Annotated in this window: 21 protein-coding genes and 1 tRNA gene; 11 read left to right on the forward strand and 11 right to left on the reverse strand. The window is 64.0% G+C overall.

Features of this window, described 5'->3' with window-relative positions; all coding sequences use genetic code 11:
* Positions 1-41 precede the first annotated feature (41 nt).
* The 3 genes from otsA to QCE63_RS05445 all read left to right on the forward strand — a co-directional run bounded on the left by otsA (position 42) and on the right by QCE63_RS05445 (position 3054).
* Complete coding sequence (gene otsA / locus QCE63_RS05435) at positions 42-1523, forward strand: alpha,alpha-trehalose-phosphate synthase (UDP-forming) (RefSeq protein ID WP_309831266.1); 1482 nt, start codon at positions 42-44, stop codon at positions 1521-1523.
* Positions 1524-1651: 128 nt separating this feature from the next.
* Positions 1652-2005, forward strand: coding sequence for a chemotaxis protein (locus QCE63_RS05440; RefSeq protein ID WP_309831269.1), 354 nt, complete (start codon positions 1652-1654; stop codon positions 2003-2005).
* 131 nt (positions 2006-2136) lie between these two features.
* Positions 2137-3054 (forward strand): YihY/virulence factor BrkB family protein, encoded by a 918-nt coding sequence (locus QCE63_RS05445; protein ID WP_309831271.1) that lies wholly within the window; start codon positions 2137-2139, stop codon positions 3052-3054.
* Positions 3055-3253: 199 nt separating this feature from the next.
* Here the strand turns inward: QCE63_RS05445 and QCE63_RS05450 are convergent, their stop codons facing one another.
* On the reverse strand, positions 3254-4741 hold the full coding sequence (locus QCE63_RS05450; RefSeq protein WP_309831273.1) for an RNA polymerase factor sigma-54: 1488 nt from the start codon (positions 4739-4741) through the stop codon (positions 3254-3256).
* Between the two features lie 456 nt (positions 4742-5197).
* Here QCE63_RS05450 and QCE63_RS05455 point away from each other — a divergent pair, with 456 nt between their 5' ends.
* Entirely contained in the window at positions 5198-5548 is a 351-nt protein-coding gene (locus tag QCE63_RS05455; RefSeq protein WP_309831275.1) for a BON domain-containing protein, read from the forward strand.
* Positions 5549-5869: 321 nt separating this feature from the next.
* A complete protein-coding gene (locus tag QCE63_RS05460; RefSeq protein WP_309831277.1) occupies positions 5870-6091 on the forward strand; it encodes a hypothetical protein in 222 nt (73 codons plus the stop codon).
* Positions 6092-6164: 73 nt separating this feature from the next.
* On the opposite strand, the gene QCE63_RS05465 is transcribed toward QCE63_RS05460, so the two are convergent.
* Positions 6165-6617: a PA2169 family four-helix-bundle protein gene (locus QCE63_RS05465; protein WP_309831278.1), complete on the reverse strand. Its 453-nt coding sequence runs from the start codon at positions 6615-6617 to the stop codon at positions 6165-6167.
* 223 nt (positions 6618-6840) lie between these two features.
* Between QCE63_RS05465 and QCE63_RS05470 the strand changes: the two genes are divergently transcribed.
* Positions 6841-7092, forward strand: coding sequence for a hypothetical protein (locus QCE63_RS05470; RefSeq protein WP_309831279.1), 252 nt, complete (start codon positions 6841-6843; stop codon positions 7090-7092).
* Between the two features lie 72 nt (positions 7093-7164).
* Here QCE63_RS05470 and QCE63_RS05475 read toward each other — a convergent pair whose 3' ends face one another.
* The 5 genes from QCE63_RS05475 to QCE63_RS05495 form a co-directional block, all read right to left on the reverse strand.
* Positions 7165-7737 carry a glycine zipper domain-containing protein gene (locus tag QCE63_RS05475; protein ID WP_309831281.1) on the reverse strand — a complete coding sequence of 191 codons (573 nt, stop codon included), beginning with the start codon at positions 7735-7737 and terminating at the stop codon, positions 7165-7167.
* 55 nt (positions 7738-7792) lie between these two features.
* A complete protein-coding gene (locus QCE63_RS05480; protein WP_309831283.1) occupies positions 7793-8143 on the reverse strand; it encodes a DUF1488 domain-containing protein in 351 nt (116 codons plus the stop codon).
* Between the two features lie 157 nt (positions 8144-8300).
* Complete coding sequence (locus QCE63_RS05485) at positions 8301-8852, reverse strand: type 1 glutamine amidotransferase domain-containing protein (RefSeq protein WP_309831284.1); 552 nt, start codon at positions 8850-8852, stop codon at positions 8301-8303.
* A gap of 111 nt (positions 8853-8963) precedes the next feature.
* The gene (locus QCE63_RS05490) at positions 8964-10331 is read right to left on the reverse strand and encodes an MFS transporter (protein ID WP_309831286.1); all 1368 of its coding nucleotides are present in this window, start codon (positions 10329-10331) and stop codon (positions 8964-8966) included.
* Positions 10332-10462: 131 nt separating this feature from the next.
* A complete protein-coding gene (locus tag QCE63_RS05495; RefSeq protein ID WP_309831288.1) occupies positions 10463-10966 on the reverse strand; it encodes a YbhB/YbcL family Raf kinase inhibitor-like protein in 504 nt (167 codons plus the stop codon).
* Between the two features lie 332 nt (positions 10967-11298).
* Between QCE63_RS05495 and QCE63_RS05500 the strand changes: the two genes are divergently transcribed.
* Entirely contained in the window at positions 11299-12786 is a 1488-nt protein-coding gene (locus QCE63_RS05500; RefSeq protein WP_309831290.1) for a sensor domain-containing diguanylate cyclase, read from the forward strand.
* A gap of 15 nt (positions 12787-12801) precedes the next feature.
* Here QCE63_RS05500 and QCE63_RS05505 read toward each other — a convergent pair whose 3' ends face one another.
* Positions 12802-13224 carry a hypothetical protein gene (locus QCE63_RS05505; RefSeq protein WP_309831292.1) on the reverse strand — a complete coding sequence of 141 codons (423 nt, stop codon included), beginning with the start codon at positions 13222-13224 and terminating at the stop codon, positions 12802-12804.
* Positions 13225-13359: 135 nt separating this feature from the next.
* On the opposite strand from QCE63_RS05505, the gene QCE63_RS05510 reads away from it, so the two are divergent.
* Positions 13360-14040, forward strand: a complete 681-nt coding sequence (locus QCE63_RS05510) for a TetR/AcrR family transcriptional regulator (protein WP_309831294.1) — start codon at positions 13360-13362, stop codon at positions 14038-14040.
* An 81-nt stretch (positions 14041-14121) separates the two neighbouring features.
* Here the strand turns inward: QCE63_RS05510 and QCE63_RS05515 are convergent, their stop codons facing one another.
* Positions 14122-14979, reverse strand: coding sequence for a shikimate dehydrogenase (locus tag QCE63_RS05515; protein WP_309831297.1), 858 nt, complete (start codon positions 14977-14979; stop codon positions 14122-14124).
* Between the two features lie 294 nt (positions 14980-15273).
* Between QCE63_RS05515 and QCE63_RS05520 the strand changes: the two genes are divergently transcribed.
* Positions 15274-17163 carry a TIM barrel protein gene (locus tag QCE63_RS05520; protein ID WP_309833695.1) on the forward strand — a complete coding sequence of 630 codons (1890 nt, stop codon included), beginning with the start codon at positions 15274-15276 and terminating at the stop codon, positions 17161-17163.
* Positions 17164-17184: 21 nt separating this feature from the next.
* Here QCE63_RS05520 and QCE63_RS05525 read toward each other — a convergent pair whose 3' ends face one another.
* Complete coding sequence (locus QCE63_RS05525) at positions 17185-17529, reverse strand: hypothetical protein (protein WP_309831298.1); 345 nt, start codon at positions 17527-17529, stop codon at positions 17185-17187.
* A 107-nt stretch (positions 17530-17636) separates the two neighbouring features.
* Positions 17637-19028 carry a CotH kinase family protein gene (locus QCE63_RS05530; protein ID WP_309831300.1) on the reverse strand — a complete coding sequence of 464 codons (1392 nt, stop codon included), beginning with the start codon at positions 19026-19028 and terminating at the stop codon, positions 17637-17639.
* A gap of 433 nt (positions 19029-19461) precedes the next feature.
* Here QCE63_RS05530 and QCE63_RS05535 point away from each other — a divergent pair.
* Together QCE63_RS05535 and QCE63_RS05540 are read left to right on the forward strand one after the other, a co-directional pair.
* Positions 19462-19536, forward strand: a tRNA-Arg gene (locus QCE63_RS05535).
* Between the two features lie 96 nt (positions 19537-19632).
* Positions 19633-19794 (forward strand): hypothetical protein, encoded by a 162-nt coding sequence (locus tag QCE63_RS05540; RefSeq protein WP_309831302.1) that lies wholly within the window; start codon positions 19633-19635, stop codon positions 19792-19794.
* Positions 19795-19807 lie beyond the last annotated feature (13 nt).

Genomic DNA, 19807 nt, shown 5'->3' on the forward strand with positions numbered 1-19807 from the left:
CCAATTCGAGCATGCAACGGCAACTGAGAGGTGAAGCTGTAATGAGCAGATTGATCGTGGTATCGAATCGCGTCGCCCCGATCCAGGAAGGCAAGCCCAGCGCGGGCGGCCTCGCTATCGGCGTGCTGGATGCGCTCAAGGAATCAGGGGGCGTGTGGTTCGGCTGGAGTGGCGAGATTGTCGGCGAGGCGGCGGCGCCAGTCGTGGAGAAGGGCGGCAAGGTGACCTACGCGACGGTCGGGCTCACGCGTCGCGACTATGACCAGTACTATCGCGGCTTCTCGAACGCCACGTTGTGGCCGACCTTTCACTATCGCAATGACCTGTCGCGTTTCGACCGCGAGGAATTTGCCGGCTACATGCGCGTCAATGCGAGCCTCGCCGCAAAGCTGAAGGCGATGCTGAAGCCCGACGACATCATCTGGGTGCATGACTATCACATGCTTCCCTTCGCGCAGGAACTGCGCAAACTGGGCGTCGCGAACCCGATCGGCTTTTTCCTGCATATTCCGTTTCCGGTGCCGGAAGTGATGCGCACCATCCCGCCGCACGAGGAACTGATGGCGGCGATGTGCCAATACGACGTCGTCGGTTTCCAGACGGACAACGACAAGCAGTCGTTCATCGATTACATCGAGCGCACCGGGCGCGGCCACTACAGCGACGACGGCATGCTGCAGGCGTTCGGACGGATGATGAAGGTCGGCGCCTATCCGATCGGCATCTATCCGGACGCGATCGCCAAGTCCGCCGAGCAATTCGCCAATCGCAAGCAGGTCAACAGCCTGCGCGACAGCATGCGCGGCCGCAAGCTCATCATGAGCGTGGACCGGCTCGATTATTCGAAGGGGCTGGTGGAACGCTTTCAGGCCTTCGAGCGCCTGCTGCTGAACGCGCCGGGCTGGCATGGCCGCGTGTCGCTCGTGCAGATCGCGCCGCCGACCCGCTCCGACGTGCAGACCTATCAGCGCATTCGCCGGAATCTGGAAGGCGAGGCGGGCCGCATCAACGGGCGTTTTGCGCAGCTCGACTGGACGCCCATCCAGTACCTGAACCGCAAGTACGAACGCAATTTGCTGATGGCGCTGTTCCGCCTCTCGCAGGTCGGCTATGTCACGCCGTTGCGCGACGGCATGAATCTGGTCGCGAAGGAATACGTCGCGTCGCAGGATCCGGAGGATCCGGGCGCGCTGGTCCTGTCGCAGTTTGCGGGCGCGGCGGATCAACTGCCGGGCGCGCTGGTCGTCAATCCGTTCGATCTGTCTCAGATGTCTGAAGCGCTGGAGCGCGCGCTCTCCATGCCGCTCGCCGAACGCCAGGCGCGCCACGCCGACATGATGGCACCGCTGCGCGAGAACAATCTGTCGGTCTGGCGCGATTCGTTCCTGTCGGACCTGCGCAGTGTGGCCACCGCGGCCTCCGTAACGGAGAAGACCGTGAAGACGGTCAAGCAGAACGCGACGTCGTCTGCCACCAGTTCCGCCGGCGCGGCGGCCGTCAAGCCTTCGGCAGCGCAGGCCTGACGCCTCGCTGCAGCCACGTTGCACGCAACCCCGCGTTTCGAAAGAAGCGCGGGGTTTTTTAATGGTGCGCGGAACGGCTTTTGCGGAACTCCATGGAACACGAACAGGAACCGACCATGGAGGTCACGATGAGTGGAAGCACATTGAATCCGCCGGAAGACGACGGCGCGGAATACGGCAAGGGACATGGAACGGGCGCGCTCGGTCCCAGCGATTCATCGGACAGCGGCTCGGACGTGCAGGGCGAGAAGCGCTATCCGGGCGAGATCGAAGACGAACTCGATGCCCACGCGCTCGGCCAGTCCGAAGCGGAGTTGAACAGCGATACCGACCGTTACGGCACGGGTGAAGCGGCGTCCGCGGACGGCGACAACCACCTGACGCCGGACGGCGACATCCTGCCCGACGAAGTGGAGGATGAGACGCGCGGCATCGCCGACGACGAAGCCGATCCGGACGCCGAGCGCCCCCGAGCACCGTGAAGTGTGAATAGACGCAAGCGGCACATTCCAGCCGGAACGTGCCGCTTTTCATTTGCGCCCCCGATGTGCGCTTCGTCCGTACGGGCTAACATCAGCGCTGGCACCTTTCGCCGCGCTTCGTTTTCTTGTCGATGGACCAGAACCTTCGCCCGACCACTCCACAAGCTCCAACGGTCGCCGCCGGCCGCACGTCGCGGGTCGGCTGGCTGTCGTGGGCGGTCGACCCGGTCTCGCAATGGGTGCAGGACCACTGTCTGATGTTCTCGGCGTCGATTGCCTTTTTCGCGGCGTTTTCGGTCGCGCCCACGCTGGTCATCGTCATCGCAGTGGCGAGCGTCTTCTTTGGCGCCGACGCCGTGCAGGGACGTCTGTTCGATGAAATCAGCGGCGTGGTCGGCGCCGACGCGGCTCACGCGCTGGAAGCGATCGTCGCGAACGCGTGGCATGCGGATATCGCGCGCAGCACGGCGCTGCTGTCGCTGGTGGGCGTGCTGGTCGGGGCGTCGGCTACGTTTTCTACCTTGCACAGCGCGCTCAACGTGATCTGGCCGACGCCCGCGGTCAGTGCGCGCGAGAGCATCGTCTCATTGCTGCGCGTGCGGTTGATGTCCTTCGGGCTCGTTATCGGCGCGGGGCTGCTCGTCGCGGCGCTCCTCGTGCTGGATGCGCTCGTCGAGATTCTCGGGCGCTGGGTGCTCGGCGAAGGCAGTCCGTTCATCGTGCTGTCAGGGCTCAGCCAGCGGGCAATCTCCCTGTCCGTGCTGATGCTTGCCTTCACCGTGCTGCTGAAGTTCTTGCCGACGACCCGCATGCTCTGGCGTGACGCCGCGCTGGGCGCGGCTGCGGCGGCCTTGCTTTTCGAGGGCGGCAAGCGGCTGTTCGCTTTCTACCTCGCGCACGCCGGGACGGCCAACATGTTTGGCGCGGCCGGGTCGCTGGCGATCATTCTGATGTGGCTGTATTACTCGGCGGCCGTGTTCCTGCTGGGCGCCGAACTCGCGGCCACGGCAGCGCGCAAGCGCACGCACCGGGCTTCCGGATGGCGCTGATTCGTGGCGCTGATTCATGCCGCGGCGTGGCATCCAACCGCCGCGCCACAGCGAAAAAAAGGCCGTCCGCGAACGGACGGCCTGTCGGCTACGCTCCCTGTCGCTCAGGCGCCTCGCTTGACCGGGTCGTCGCCGAGCGCTTGAGAGCGTGACAATCAGTGCGTCCGCGAGAGCCGCTTGCCCACGCGAACGAAGCGCATCAAGCCTGGCGGCGCAACTCCGCGGGCGGCACTTTCATCAGATGGCGATACTTCGCCACCGTGCGGCGAGCCACGATCACGCCCTGGTCCGCCAGCATCTTCGCGAGACTCACATCGGACAGCGGATCGCGCGTGTTCTCCTGCGAGATCATTTCCTTCAGCAGCGCGCGCACGGCTGCGGCCGAGCAGGTGCCGCCGCTTTCCGTGGACAGTTCGCGCGGGAAGAAATGCTTGAACTCGAAAATGCCGCGCGGCGTGGACATGTACTTGTTGCCCGTCGCCCGCGAGATGGTCGACTCATGCAGGCCGAGTTCGTCCGCCACGTCGCGCAGCACCAGCGGCTTCAGTGCGATCTCGCCATAGTCGAAGAACGCCTTCTGATGCGACACGATGCATTCCGCCACGCGCTGGATCGTGGTGAAACGCTGCTGTGCATTACGAATCAACCAGCGTGCTTCCTGCAACTGCTGCGCGAGCGGCGAACGGCTGGCACCAGCCGATTGCGCGAACAGTTCGGCATACATGCGGTGAATGCGGGCGCGCGGCAGCACGGCGGGATTGATCGTTACGAGCCACTGCTTCTTGACCGGGCGCACGATCACGTCCGGCACGACGTAATTGTCCTCGCTCTGGCCGTAGTTCTCACCCGGCTTCGGATCGAGACGGCGGACGAGTGCGCAGGCGGTGCGCAGTTCATCGGCGCTGCAGCCGATTTTCTTCTGCAATTCGGCTTGCTCGCGTCGCGCGAGACGCTCGAGGTGATGCACGACGATCTCGAGCGCGACGGCGCGGCCCGGCGTGTCTTCGTCGAGCGCTGCGAGTTGCAGGGTCAGGCATTCGGACAGATTGCGCGCGCCCACGCCTGGCCTGTCGAGCGATTGAACCAGCTTGAGCGCAATCGTGAGTTCATCTTCGCCGAGCGCCGGCTCGATCTCGACCACATTGGCCAGATCGCTCAATTCCTGGCGCAGATATCCGTCGTCATCCAGGGCTTCGATGATGAGCTGTGCGATCGCCCGGTCACGCTCGCTCAGTTGATACATGCGCAGCGAATCGTGCAGGGTTTCGTGCAGCGACGGTTCGATGCGGACCCAATCCGCCGGATCCGAGCCTTCGCCGTCGCCGTTGTTGCGGGACCCGCTGCGTCCGAACGGGTCCGAGGAATAGTCGTTCATGGAATCGTCGCGCGAGCCTGCATCCACGCTGGCTTCGCTTTCGCTCGACGATTCGGTGCTGCTGGGACCTTCGCTTGCGCTGTCCGTGGGAGTGGAGAGCGTCGAATCGCTCATGGAGTTGCCGTTATCGGCGCCGAGCGCATTGTCTTCGGTTTGCGTTTCGTCGTACTCGAGAAACGGATTCGTGTCGAGCGCGTTGCGCAGTTCCTGCTGGAACTCGAGCGACGACAGTTGCAAGAGGCGAACGGACTGCTGGAGACGCGGTGTAAGCGCGAGGCTTTGCTTCGCGCGGAGTTCGAGTATGGGCGGCATTGCGTGCTGATCCTCGATTGTTCTGACTGTGACGGGCTAATGTTGACGCTTATAAAGCACAGGCCGTGCCAGCGTTCGTTAAGCTCGTGCCGCGACTGGTTTTTTTGCACCCGCGTCGATTATTCGGTGCGTGTCCGAGGCCACATTCACGCACTTTTTTACACGCACTCAGACAAAAGCGCCGCGCATTTTACGGATTCCCACAGGCTTGCTGCTGCACCCGCTGGTGACCTTCGAGTGGACCTTCGCAGCGACAACAAACCGTTGATTCTTCACAGGGATTGTGGGCTTCCAGGCCACCGACGCAGACCGTGGACAAGGGTTCGGCACGCAAGTTGCGGTAGGGATGTCACGTTCCGCGTGCTACGGCGCGACGTAAATCGAAGAGCGGCCCTTCGCGCTTGCTAGCAGCGAGTGGGTGCGCCAGACCAAAATCGACAAAATGGGAGTATTGCCATGAAGACGACTCAAATCCTGAAGGCTGCCGGTGGTATCGCTTGTGTGATGTTCGCGCTGAACGCCAGCGCCCAGAACGCGACCGTGACCCCGGCATCGTCCACCAGCGGTTCCGGCACGACGATGGGCCAGAAGGTCGATGACAGCGCGGTCACGACCAAGGTCAAGGCCGAACTGCTCGGCGCGAAGAACGTCAAGTCGACGCACGTCCATGTGAAGACCCGTTCGGGCGTGGTGTCGCTGACCGGTACGGTGCCGTCGGCGGAAGACAAGACCGCCGCCGAGGAAGTCGTCTCGAACGTCTCCGGTGTTGCATCCGTGAAGAACCATCTTAAAATTGCGGCCAAGTAATGGCATAGTGCGTATGCCCGGCTTCGCCACGGCGGGCCGCGGTTGAGTGCCAGCAGCAAGGAACCCGCGCAGGGTCCGATGGTTCGCCGGAAGGCGAACGGCCGGATCGGGCGCGGGTTCTCGCATCAGGGCGTCGTGATTCGTGTCGCAACGGATCCGGCGCCGCAGTCGCAACATGACTCCGCTTCAGGCAGTGCGCATTACCTCGCAGCACTTCGAAATCTAAAAACGAAGTACGGCCGTTCAGGACGTTACTTACACAGGTGGTTGACGAGCGTGCAGAACAGCGCCGTTCCGATGCCCCGACAAAAGGAGCTCTTCATGAAGACGAAAAAGATGGCATTGATCGGCGCGCTGGCACTGGCGTTCTCCACGGGCGCCTTCGCACAGGCTGCATCGGATGCGGCGGCCACCGGCTCGCACGCGAAGAAGTCGAAGGGCACCTATCTGCATCAGCAGGACAAGACGCACAAGCTGAAGGGCGCTTCGGCGGCCGCAGCGGCGTCGTCGCTGGGCACCAACGACAAGGGCGCACCGCAGTAAGCTGCGCGTTCCTGACCGCAAGAAGAAACGGCCGCGCAAGCGGCCGTTTCTCCATCAGCGGATCAAACGCGCATCACGACTTCGCAGCCGCATATTGATCGCGCAAGTCGCGAATGCGGTCGTGATTCTCCAGCACGCCTTGATATTGACGCTCAACGATAGCGCGGACATCGGCAGGCAGATCCTTGTCCAGCGCCTGGCGATAGTTCTTCTTCGCCGCATCTTCGCCACGCTCGCATTCGGCGAGGATGGCATGGTCGCTGTGACCGCTGACGGCCGATTTCACATCCACCCAGCCCCGATGCAACGCGCCAGCCACCGAGCCGCCGGTTTCCGGCTTGCCGCCGAGTCGCTGAACCACGTCCTGCAGTTCGCGCGCGCCTTCGGCGCACTTCTGCGCGCGGTTCTGGAACAGCAGCTTGAGACTGGGATCGCGCGTATCCTCGGCGGCCTTGAGGAAGCCCTTTTCACCGTCCTTCGAGGTTTCGACGAGATCATTGAGTACCGATACGACGTTCGTGCTCATGGGATACCTCCGTTATTGGATTGAGATTCTTGCTGCGCCGCGGCCTCCCTGCGAGTTGCGGCTTGCCGATATCTAGCGCATGCAGCGTGCCCGCAAGGCGCGCTGTTCGGGCTCGCCTCTCGAAGCTCTTAACGGAAGAGGGCGGCACACAGCTTGCTGCTTCCCGGCCATTACAAGCGCGAATCCCATTGAGGCGTCGTGCACGACAAGCGGAGAAAACAGCATGGATTTATTGCATCGGCTTGCAAAGCGCGAGTCCCTCGTACTTGTGGCCATCGTGGCTTCGGCGGTCACCCTGCAAGTGCGGCAGCACGTCAGCGCCGCTCAGGAGCCGGCCGCACGCGTTCAGCCTTCGCATGCCGCGCCGATCTGCGAGCCTTCGTCGGCCCAGACGGACACGCCACGTATGCAGCGCGCCGATTGCAGCATCCGCGCGCATGTGCGTCCCACACACCCGGCCGGACTCTGGGTCTGAAATCAAGTCGTGACGCAAATGCAGAAACGCCCGCTTTCGCGGGCGTTTCCGTGTGAGAAGCAGGCCGATCCCTCAGGCGCGCGTTTGCGCGAATTCGCCTACCGGATGCGGCGGCTGCAGCGGGTCGAAGTCGCTCCAGCGTCCTTGTTTCCAGCGTCCCGACGCCCGCTCGATATCCATGCCGCCCGCCGCGCGCAGCGTATCGGCGGCTTGGCCCTGGGACTCGGGAGAGACATGCACGGCCACCACTACGCCGGCATGACGCATCGGCTCCTCGGCTTGCGCGGACGTCTGCGGCTTGCGCGTATGCGACATCGCGCCAACCAGCGATCCGATATACGCGCCAACGCCCGCCGCGATTACGGACACCAGCAGCGGCGCATGGAACACGGCGAAGATCGCCGCGCCGACGACCGCGCCCGCCACCGCGCCGATGGTCACGCCCTTGCCGGCGCCCTTGGGCGCGGCGCTCGCACCGGCATCGGTGCCGACGTCGCCGCCGATCGGATGGCGCGCGTGCTGCCCGCTCGGATTGACGAAGAACAGCGTCACGTCCTCTTCGACGAAACCGTTCTTGAACAGGCCCTGCGCCGCCGCTTCGGCTGCGGGAAAAGTTTGAAATCGGCCCGCAATGATCAGGGACATGTTCCCTCCTTATCGACTGGGTGAATGGGTTCGACGCGCGGCATGCCGGTCCGGATCATTCCGGCTCCAGGCCCGCGACGCGGAACAGCCCGCTTCGCAGCACGACGGGCTGCCCGCCGTTGTCATCGAGTGCTTCGGCGCAGACCGCGCGGATGCGCGCTGCGCCATTTGCAAAAGCGGCGCGCAGATCGTCTTCGCGCGGCGAGGGCGCGCCGAAGTGATCTTCGAGCGCCTCGGCGGAGATCGAACAGACGACCGGCTCGCCATCGACGAGCGCGGCGAAGTGCATGGCGAGGTCGTCGCCGTCAAAAACGGGGGATTCGTCGGCGAAGGTGATGTGCATGGTCGAGTCCTCATAAGCGGGACGAGGGTGGGCGACACGCCGGATGTCGTGAGCGAGGATCATGACGCCGCTTTTCCACTATAGGCCGTGCCATAGGCACAGCCGCGGCGATTTTCCAGCGCGCGCGCCGCCAGGCGGAAACTGCGCCCCTGTGCTTGCCTGCGCCGGTATCGGCTGAACGGATTCGACATCGGCATGGCTCCGTTGCGAGGTTTCCTGCTCAGGCCGCGCGCGACTTGCCAAGCGCGTCGATGAGCGCACGATTGAAAGCCGGCAGGTCGTCCGGCTTGCGGCTCGTGATGAGATTGCCATCCACCTGCACTTCCTGATCCACCCACGTGCCGCCGGCGTTGCGCACGTCGTCCTGCAGGCTGGGCCAGCTGGTCATCGTGCGGCCCGCGACGATGCCCGCCGAAATCGGCAGCCAGCCGCCGTGGCAGATCACCGCGATCGGCTTTTTGGCCCGGTCGGCTTCCTTGACGAAGCTTTGCGCCTTCGCGTCCAGCCGGATGGCGTCGCCGTTGACCACGCCGCCCGGCAACACCACGGCGTCGTAATCGCCGGCGTTGGCGGCGTCGAGGGTGATATCGACATCGACCTTGTCACCCTTGTCGACATGCCTGAAGCCCTGGATCTGACCAGCCTTCTGCGAAATGACATGCACTTGCGCGCCGGCTTCCTCGAGCGCGCGTTGCGGCTCGACGAGCTCTGCCTGCTCGAAGCCGTCGACGGCGAGAATGGCAACCTTGCAACCATTGAGCGATGCGCCCATGAACACACTCCTGTCAGCAATTTTCGGGTGATTCGCGTGTGCGGAATCCATGCCCGAAGTTCAGCAAGGGGTGTGCCCAAAGGGTTGGCTACAGCGGTGCGGGCGTGTGCCTCAGGCAGTCTCGACGCGGCGTCCGCCGGTCATTCGCAGCAGACTGACAATGGCGGCCACGGCGGCGAATCCCGCGCCAAGTGCGAGCGCGAAGGTGGGGCCGCTTTTGGAATCGATGCCGAAGCTCAGCGCGACGAGCGCCGCGCCGAGGGTCTGGCCGGTGAGGCGGGCCGTGCCCAGCATGCCGCTCGCGCCGCCGCTGCGATGACGCGGCGCCGCGGAGATGATCTGGCGATTGTTGGGCGACTGGAACAGGCCAAAGCCGAGGCCGCAGACGGCCATGCGCCACGCGATGTCGAACGCGTCCGGATGCGCGCCGAGCGTGGCTAGCGCGACCAGTCCGAGCGACAGGATCGCGAGTCCGATGCCGCCCAGCAGGCCTGCCGAGTATCGGTCCGCGAGAATGCCCGAGAGTGGCGCGACGAACACGATGACGAGCGGCCAAGGCGTCATCAGGAAGCCGGTTTCGACCTGGCTCATGCCGAAGGTGTCCTGCAGCAGGAACGGCAGCGACACGAAGGCCAGCATCTGCGCGCAGAACGAACAGACCGAGGTGCCGATCGACAGCGCGAAGACCGGAATGCGCAGCAGGTCGATCGGCAGCAGCGGCTGACTGCGGGTCAGTTGCCGCCTGACGAAGAAATAGCCGATCACCACGACCACCGCGAACTCGCCAATGACCCAGGGCCGGTGCGCGCCATGACCGGCGCCGTCCACCGCGACGATCGCGAGGCCGAAGAACAGCGCGTTCATGATCGCGCTGAGGTAGTCGTAGGGCTGGCGATGCCCCGGCGTGCGCGGCAACGCGCGGATGCCGATGGCGAAGGCGGCGAGACCGATCGGCACGTTGATCGCGAAAAGCCACGGCCAGGTGGCGACCGCGAGCACGCCCGAGGCGACCGTCGGGCCGACGACCGAGGACACGGCCACGACGGTCGTGTTGATGGCGACGCCGCGGCCGAGCTGCTTATGGGGATAGATCATGCGCACGAGTGCCGTGTTGACGCTCATGATGCCGGCCGCGCCGAAGCCCTGCACGATGCGCGCGATCGTCAGGGCGACGAGCGAGTCGGACAGCGCGCAGCCCAGCGACGACACCGTGAACAGCGCCAGCCCGCCGACATACACGTGCCGATAGCCGATGCGGTCGCCGAGCGAGGCGAGCGGGAGCAGCGAGATGGTGATGGCAAGCTGATAGGCGTTGACGACCCAGATGGAATCGGCGGGCGACGCGTTCAGGTTGCGCGCGATGGTCGGCAGCGCGACGTTGGCGATGGCGCCATCGAGTACCGCGAGCGTCACGCCGAGCGCAACGACGAGAATGGCCCAGTAACGCTGGGGCAGCGGCAGACCTTGATCGGAGTCCATCGATGGGCAGGAAGTGACGGCGGCGCATTGTATGACACGCCGTTTTCAAATGGCTTGTGCGCGGGCGCTGCAAGGGCGGGACGCGGACCTTGCGGACCTTGCGGACCTCTAAGCCCGCGCCCTGGTCATGCCTACTTCAGTTCGTACAGACCGGTGTAGGTCGCCGAATCGATTTCGTTCAGGTGCGTCATGAAACGCGCCACGGCGTTGGTCGAGTTGAGGTCGAGCGGCAGGCTCTCCGCGGACAGCGCGTGGATGCGGAAAATGTAGCGATGCGGCTTGTCGCCGCGCGGCGGCGCCGCCCCGCCGAAGCCCACGGTGCCGTAGTCGTTGCGCAAGTGCAGCGCGCCGGCGGGCAGCAGGCTGCCGTCGGCCTTGCCGGCGTTGCGCGGCAGGGAGCGGGCGTCGGGCGGAATGTTGACGACGATCCAGTGCCAGAAGCCGCTGCCGGTTGGCGCATCCGGATCGTAGACAGTGAGCGCGAGACTTCGCGTCTCGGCGGGCGGCGCGTCCCACTGCAGCGCCGGGGAAACATTCTCGCCCGCGCCGCCGAAGGCTTGCTGATCGAATTCGTGGGAGCGCGTCATGAAGCCATTCGCCGGAAATTCATCCGACCAGATGCGAAAGTCAGCCATGAGAGTCATGCCTCCTGGTGTTTGCGTGTCGATGAACGCGGCATCGCGCCGTGTGTCGTGCCATGTGTCGTGCCGAGTGGCGCGCGCACAAAGCGACGTGCCGTGGATCTGCCGGACGTGCAGCAAACGTGCCCGGGCCCAGTGCAGCAGCGCGACGTCCGGGGACCTGGCCTGTGAATCGAGTGTAGCATCTGCCCCCGATACCCGGCGCCAGCCTTGGCGGCGGCCCGGGCTCGCGCAAAATATGGCGCGCTACAATAATGAGATGATTCGGGAGCCATCCCGGATGCATCAGCCATGACCGAGAGCCGGCGCAAGCCGAAAGGACCACCATGCCAAACGACCCGCGCCGCGCTGCCGGTCAATTCACGCCGGCGAGCGTGGCAGAGGACGATGCCGACATGTTCGACCTCGCCCCGGTTTCGCTCTGGCTCGAGGACTTCAGCGCGGTGCGCGATCAGTTCGAGCGCTGGCGGACGGCGGGCGTCACGGACCTGCGCGCGTTTCTCGCCGACGAACCCCAGCGCGTGGCGGAATGCTCGTCGCGCATCCGGGTGGTGAAGGTCAATCAGCGCACCTTGTCCCTGTTCCAGGCGAAGGACACCGATCATCTGGTGCAGAACCTCGACCGCGTGTTTCGCGACGACATGCTCAAGACGCACGTCGACGAACTGGAGCAGCTCTGGTCAGGCAAGGCGCGTTTCGTGAGCCAGACGGTCAACTACACGCTCGACGGCAAGCGTCTCGACGTGCTGCTCAAGGCGGTCGTCCTGCCGGGACATGAGGACACGTGGAGCCGCGTGCTCGTGACGATCGAGGACATCACCGAACTTGAAGCGATGCGGCGCACCGCCGCCGCCAGCGAACACTATGCGCGCGGTTTGTTCGAGCATTCGCCGGTGTCGCTGTGGGTGGAGGATTTCAGTTCGGTGAAGGCGTTGCTGGACGACGTGCGCGAGCGCGGCATCGTCGATTTCCGCACTTTCACGAATGTGCATCCGGAGTTCGTCGAGCGCTGCATGCAGGAGATCCACGTCCTCGACGTGAACCAGCACACGCTGCGCATGTTCGCCGCACCCGACAAGGCGACCTTGCTGTCGCGCTTGCCCGAGGTGTTCCGCGACGACATGCATGCGCACTTCCAGGAGCAGTTGGTCGAACTGTGGGAGCACAAGCTCTTCCATCAGCGCGAGGTGGTCAACTATTCGCTGGAAGGCAACGAGGTGCATGTGCATCTGCAATTCTCGGTGTTTCCGGGGCACGAGGCGCGCTGGGACCTGGTGCTCGTCGCGTTGACGGACATTACCGCGCGCAAGAAGGCCGAGGCCTACCTCGAATTCCTCGGCAAGCATGACGTGCTGACGAAGCTCAAGAACCGCTCATTCTATGTCGATGAAATCAACCGGCTCGAACGCAAGGGACCGTTCCCGGTGACCGCCATCGCGATCGACGTCAACGGCCTGAAGGCAGTGAACGATCAGCTCGGTCACGCCGCCGGCGATGCGCTGCTGCGGCGCGCGGGCGAGGTGCTCGGCAAGGCGGTGGAGAAGCCGTTTCAGGCGGCGCGCATCGGCGGCGACGAATTCATGGTGCTGCTGCCCGGCACCGACGAACGCGGCGGTGAGGCGGTGATCGACAGCATCCGGCAGTTGCTCGAAGTGAACAATCAGTTCTATTCGGGCATGCCGCTATCGTTCGCGATGGGCGCCGCCACGGCCCAGGACGGCGAACGGCTCGAGGGCATGCTGCAGCGTGCGGATGCCGTCATGTACACGGAAAAGCGCGCGCACTACGAAGAGAGCCAGCGCAAGGACGACTGAACGCCGGCCCGCGGCTCACTGCGGCGGCTGGGCCGTGACTTCGTCGATGCCGCGCGCGAGCGCCGGACATGCCTCACCCATCTCTTTCTTGTACTCGGCAGGCTGACTCGCCTTGAGCCGCGCGAAGCGGTCGACGGTGGCCTGCGCCTGGGCCAGCCCGAGTTTCCATTCGCCGTCGAAGTCGGGCGCGTCGGGGTAGCTCGTGTGAACCACGTCCTTGAAGCGCGCGATCTTCGTGGCGTCGATATGACAGACGTCGGCGGCGCCGCGCGCGAGGCTCGCGCTGGTCATGACGCCTTCCGCGGCCATCAGTTGCTTGGCATCGGGATGACCCGGCGGAAGGGCGGTCTGGGCGAACAGGCCTGTGCTTGCCATCAAGCCACAAGCGAGGCTGCATGCGGTCAGCGCGCGCGCTGCCAGCGGTTTCGAGTGCTTCATGCGTAATGATTTTCTTGATTGCATGCGGGGAAGAAAATTATAGGCGAAGCGCCCGGAATGGATTGGCGCGTAAGGCAAGGATGCCTATATAGCCCATGCTAGAATCGATTTTCCATGCCGTTCTCAGACAGAAAAATGATAAAAGGAAGCAAGGCCGCCAGTACTGCGCCCTCGTCGACTACAGCAGAAGGACGGCGCAAGTACGACCCGGAGGAGACCAAGCGGAACATTCTCGACATCGCCACGCAGGAGTTCTCGGCGATGGGCCTGACCGGCGCGCGCGTGGACGCCATCGCGGAGCGCACCAATACCACCAAGCGCATGCTGTACTACTACTTCGGCAGCAAGGAAGGGCTGTATGAAGCGGTGCTGGAGCAGGTCTACGGCGACATCCGGGCGCTCGAGCAGGAACTGCAGCTCGCGGAGATGGAGCCGGAGGAAGCGCTGCGGGAATTCGTCGGCTTCACTTTCGACTATCACGACAAGCATCGCGACTTCGTGCGGCTCGTGACCATCGAGAACATTCACTCGGCCAAGTACATCGAGCAGTCGAAGACCTTCAAGGCGCGCAACTCGAGCGTCGTGAAAACCATCGAGGATCTGATCGCGCGCGGGGTGGCGGCAGGCAAATTCCGTAGCGATGTCGATCCCATCGACCTGCATCTGATGATCAGCTCGTTCTGCTTCCATCGCGTAGGCAATCGCCACACCTGGAGCGCCGCATTCGGCCGCGATCCGTCGGGCGCGCGATCGCGGGCACGGCATCGCGAGATGATCGTCGATGCCGTGCTGTGTTTCATGCAGCGTGACGACTGAGCGCCACGCGCTGTAACGCTGAAGCGCCAGACGGCGGCTCTCTTTCGAGGCCGCCGTTTTTGCGTGATACCGGATGAACGTTCAGCTTTCCAGCAGGCTCTGGAAATGCGCGAACATGCGTTCGGCATCCGGCTCGCGGCCAGTGAAGATGCGCAGCGCATCGACCGCCTGGCACACCGCCATGCCGCCGCCGCTGACCGTGCGGCAGCCGAGCGCGCGCGCCGCCTTTAACAGCTCGGTTTCGAGCGGGAAGTACACGATCTCCGCGACCCACAGTTCCTTGTGCAGATAGTCGGCCGGCAACGGCAGGCCGGGCAGCTTGGCCATGCCGGTGGGCGTCGCGTGGATGAGGCCGCTCGCAGCGGCCAGCGTTTCGCGCAGATCGCCGCCGCTCGTCACCGTGCGGTCTGGAAAACGTGCGCCGAGATCGGTGGCGAGCGACGCGGCGCGCGTGGCATCGGAGTCGAACAGCGTGAGCGCGCGCGCACCCATCGACAGGGCCGCGTGCGCGACGGCTGCGCCCGCGCCGCCCGCGCCGAGCTGCACGACGCGTTCGAGCGGCACGCCCGGCAAGCCGCGCTGGAACGCGCGCGCGAAGCCCGATCCGTCCGTGTTGTAACCCATGCGCCTGCCGTCCTTCAGCACCACTGTATTGACCGCGCCCAGCGCGCGGGCGTCGGGATGGAGTTCGTCGAGCAGGGGGATCACCGCTTGCTTGCACGGATACGTAATGTTCAGGCCGTCATAGCCCATGCGCTCGGCCGCGACGAGCAAGTCCGGAAGGGCGTCGGGTTCGAGTTGCAGCGCTTGCAGATCGATGCGCCGGTACACGTAGTTGAGGCCGATCGTGCGGCCTTCCTGTTCGTGCATCGCGGGCGTGAGCGAGCCGCCGATGCCCGAGCCGATCAGGCCGATGAGATACGAAGTCTTCTGAGTCATGCATGCGCTCCGGCTAAGTGGGGCACTGCGCGAGGGTTCGATGCTGCAGTGCGAAATCGAGTACGGCGCAGTGTGAACTGCCTCATGAACCCTGTCGTTCGGTGTTTTCACGTATTTGTACGGTCTAGTTAGTTTGCTATGCTGCCGCAGACTGACATGGATTGCGCGCCGTGCTCGTTCATCTCCGGCGCGAGCGGCCCATAACGGCCTACACTGGCACGAGACGCGCCCCGTCCATGCCGCATCCCACCGAATGCAACCGAATGCAACCAGGAGGCAGCGATGCTGCGTTCAATCCGGACATCCATCGCGACGGTTTCCATCAGCGGCACGCTCGCCGAGAAACTGCAGGCCATCAAGGCAGCCGGTTTCGACGGCGTCGAGATCTTCGAGAACGATCTTCTGTACTTCGACGGCACGCCCGCCGACGTGCGCCGCCTGTGTGAAGACCTGGGCCTCGTCATCTATCTGTTCCAGCCTTTCCGCGATTTCGAAGGCGTGAGCGCGGAGCGTCTCGCGCGCAATGCCGAGCGCGCGAAACGCAAGTTCGAGCTGATGCACGAGCTCGGCACGGATCGCATGCTGGCGTGTTCCAACGTGTCGCCCGACATGATTCGCGACGATGCACTCATCGTCGATCAGCTTGGCGTGCTCGCGCGTCTGGCGGAAGAAGCGGGCGTGGTCGTCGCGTATGAGGCGCTGGCGTGGGGCCGGCATGTGAATTCGTACAAGCACGCGTGGCGGCTCGTCGATGCCGTGAACGTCCCGAGCCTCGGCCTCGCGCTCGACACGTTCCATACGCTGTCGATTGGCGATTCAGTGGACGAGATCGCGTCGATTCCCGGCGAACGCATCGCGTTTGTGCAGATCGCCGATGCGCCCGTCCTCGCCATGGATGTGCTCGAATGGAGCCGCCACTATCGCTGTTTCCCGGGGCAGGGCGCATTCGATGTCGCGGGCTTCACGGCGCGCGTGCTGGAGGCGGGCTACACGGGTCCGTTGTCGCTGGAGATTTTCAACGATGGCTTCCGCGCCGCGCCCACTGCGATCACGGCGGCGGATGGCTATCGTTCGCTGCGCTTTCTCGAGGAACAGACGCGCGCGCTGATGGGCGACAAGGCGCCGCCGGAACTGTTCGATCCCCCTGCGCCGCCGGCGCACATCGGCTTCCAGTTTCTGGAATTCGCCGTCGATCAGGCCACGCGCGAGCACCTCGCACAATGGCTCGGCAGACTGGGTTTCAGGCTTGCGGGCCAGCATCGTTCGAAGGACGTGCAGCTGTACCGGCATGGCGCGGGCTCGATCGTGCTCAACGCCGAGGCCGACTCGTTCGCCAGTGCGTTCTTCCAGCAGCATGGCCTGTCGCTGTGCGCGTCGGCGTTTCATGTCGACGATGCCCGGCTCGCGTTCGAACGCGCCGCCGCCTATGGATCGAAGCCGTTTTCGGGGCGTATCGGGCCGAACGAACGGCATGTGCCCGGCGTGCAGTCGCCCGATGGCAGCCTCGACTATTTCGTCGACGAAGCGCCCGGCGGCCCGACGCTCTGGGAGTCGGACTTCGTGCTCACCGACATCGACGGACCGTACGAAGTGGGGCCCTTGTCGCGTATCGATCACGTGTGCCTGTCGCTGCCCGCCGATGCGCTCGACACCTGGGTGCTGTTCTTCCGCAGCGCGTTCGGCTTCGAGACGGAAGCGGCCGTGCTCGTGCCCGACCCATACGGCCTGGTGCGCAGCCGGGCCGTGCGCAGCCGCGACGGCTCGGTGCGCATCGCGTTGAATGCGTCGGTGGACCGCTATACGGCGGTGTCGGAATCGCTGTCGGCGTATCGCGGCTCGGGCCTGAATCACGTGGCGTTCAGCACGCCCGACATCTTCGATGCCATCCCCCGTCTGGAGGCGGACGGCGTCAAGTTCCTGCGCATTCCGCGCAACTACTACGACGATCTGGTCGCGCGCTTCGGCTTGCCTGATGAGCAGATCGAGACGATGCACGAGCACAACATTCTCTACGATCGCGACGAGCGTGGCGGTGAGTTCTTTCACGCCTATACGGAGCAACTCGACCAGCGCTTCTTCCTGGAAGTGATCGAGCGGCGCGGCGGCTACGATGGGTATGGCGCGGCCAACGCCGCGGTGCGGCTCGCGGCGCACGCGCAGCAGCGGGCGCGCAAACCGGGCTAGGCGGGGATCCGCAAAGGGTGTTCAGGCGCTGCGCGGCTTGACGCCGGCGGCAAGAGCGGCAAGCGCGGAAGCATCGGCTTCGGCGGCGCGCTCGCGTTCGCGTTGGCTTTCAAGCTTGCGAACGTGGGCCTCGAAGGCGTCGATATGCAGATACAGCCGATGCACGGTCTGAATCTGGGTATGGGAGAGGTGCGACTGCCGCGTGATCGATGCAAGCCGCTCGCGCCAGTACGCGGGTGGCAGCAATGGACCGCCGAGATCGCACGACAACGAGCGCCGCAACACCTTTTCGAGGTGCGTCAGGTCTTGGTCTGCCAGCAACGCCGAAAACGCGCCCTGCGGCTTCGAATCGGAAATGGGGTCCATTAACGCGATGGCGGCGGCACCCGGCGGATCTTGATACGTGAATACCCTTATTTATCTGATTTGAGGCGTCGAAGGTTTCGACGCCTCGGCGGGGCTGATGCCAGGCGCTAGAGGTTCTGATCCATCCAGGCGATGCGGGTCGTCAGCCAGTTGCGCATGTAATCGACCTCGGCGGAGTACGAACCCGAGATGATCGGATCGGGCCAGATGTAGATGCCGAGAATGGGCCAGCGGTCGAAGTTGCGTTTCTGCGCCGCATCCAGGGCGAACGCGCTGTTGTCGATGAATGACGGGAGCGTGTCGATCTGGGTGGCCTTGATGGCCTGCCAGCGCGCCCGCACCCGGGTCTCGAAGCTCGGGTCGATCTGTTTCATCCGGGCGACCCACGTCGCGCTTGCTACCCAGAAGCCTTCGGGCCGTGTCGCATCCGTGTAGTCGTCATTGCCGAGCGCGAGGTCAAAATCCCAGACCGGTCCGAAGCTGAGTTTGCCGTTGGCGTTCTTGTACAGATAAACGCTCAGCCCGACGGGGGTATCGACGTTCTTCGTCAGTTCTTCGATCAGATACCAGTTGATGAAGCTGTCCATGTCGATGAACGCCTCGTAGCCGGTCGCCGGATCGAGCGCATGATCCGAGAAGAGCGCGTCTTCGGCCGACTGGATGTAGCTCCGGATATAGGCCTGCTGCGTCGGCAGGCTGGGATCGGGGTCGTCCAGGCAGAACGGCACGCCTTGTGTCGTGTACCAGCAGAAGCCCTCGTCCATGCGCGCGTTGATCTCGAGCAGATAGCCGCCGAGCGCGGGGTCGGTCGTGGTCGTGTCGTCGATCTGAGTGATGTTCACCCGGTTCTTGTCGATCCGTACCGATTCCACCAGGTCATAGACCCCTTCGTATTCGCCATTCAACGTGACTTCGACCGGCACGATGCGCGGCGTCCAGGCCATCCCGAGCCGCTGGCTTAGTTCCAGCGCGGTTCGGTTACGCAGAAGGGTCTTGTCGGCGTAGTCCGCGAGCAGCACCCAGTTCTTGTCCGAAGGCATGCCGAGCATCTTCGATTTGCTGTCGAGCTTCAGCCGATACGGCCTCTTCGGCATGTTCCAGGTCGAATTGCCGCGGCCCTTGATCCCGGTGTGTCCTGCGTAAGCCTGTGTGCCATCGATGTTCGTGATGGTCAGATTCGCGCCGATATAGTTTTCCTTGTCGACGATGGCCGCGCCCGCGTCTGTGACGATGGAAATCATGGGGAGCGTTGCGACGCTCGACGCGGGATCGGAATCCTGCGATGTCTCCGATGCCGGTACATCGTTGCTGGCCGACGAAGCCGGCTCCGTGGGCGTGTCGGGCGTGTCGGGCGTGGTCGAGTCTGCCGCGTCGTCCGAAGCCGGCGTCGGATTCACCTTCGACGCATTGCCCGTCACGCCGGCGCCGTCCTGCGCATTGCCCCCGGAACCGCCGCCGCAAGCGCTGAGCGCGATGCACGCCAACATGGCTGCAAGCATGTGCGCCCGCCCGATGCCACGACGTTTCGCGTGGTCTTTCCCTTGCTCCGTCATATCCAGTGTCTGGTGTGTTTTTTGTGGACCTGGATCTTACATTTTGTGACATTTTTATGAAGCGTTCACTTCATATTCAAATGAGAAACGTTTCGTTTTTACAACATTTCATGACGGATCGTGGAGAGATCGGCATTTCTTTCTGACGTTTACCGGGTCGCAGGCCATCTGCCGAAGGTGACGCTGCGCTTTCCGACGTCACGGCGTTTGATATACTCTGGCCGCTCCAAAGTGCACCGGGACGGGTCGCATCAGGAGCCTCGTGCTCAACGGCGCTTCGTTTAGGAAGAAGCAGAGAAGCCGTGGCGCGGGTGGATCGGACGCAGCAGGAAGACAGACATGTCATACGGTGCTGTCGTCCTCGCAGCACATCCTTCATCTCCCCGTAGTTCAATGGATAGAACGAGTGCCTCCTAAGCGCTAGATGCAGGTTCGATTCCTGCCGGGGGGACCACGGTTTTCCGGCGCGTTCTGGACAATGTGGTCCGCGTCTTTCTTCTTCCGCTCGTTCAGCGGTACCCCTCCGCCTTTCCTGCACCCGCGCCGCGGCATGGCAGCGATCAGCGTTTTCTCGCGTCGTTTTCATTCCCTCGATCAGCCGACTGTCGTCGCATTGCGAAACGATGGCGCACGCGCCGTGCGCACTATTTCGCTGGCTGAGCGCCGCGCGAGAGCGACGTTCGCGATTAAGAATCGTCCTAACTTCATCTGAAGAACGTTCTTAT

Source organism: Caballeronia sp. LZ065 (assembly GCF_031450975.1).
Taxonomy (GTDB): Bacteria; Pseudomonadota; Gammaproteobacteria; order Burkholderiales; family Burkholderiaceae; genus Caballeronia.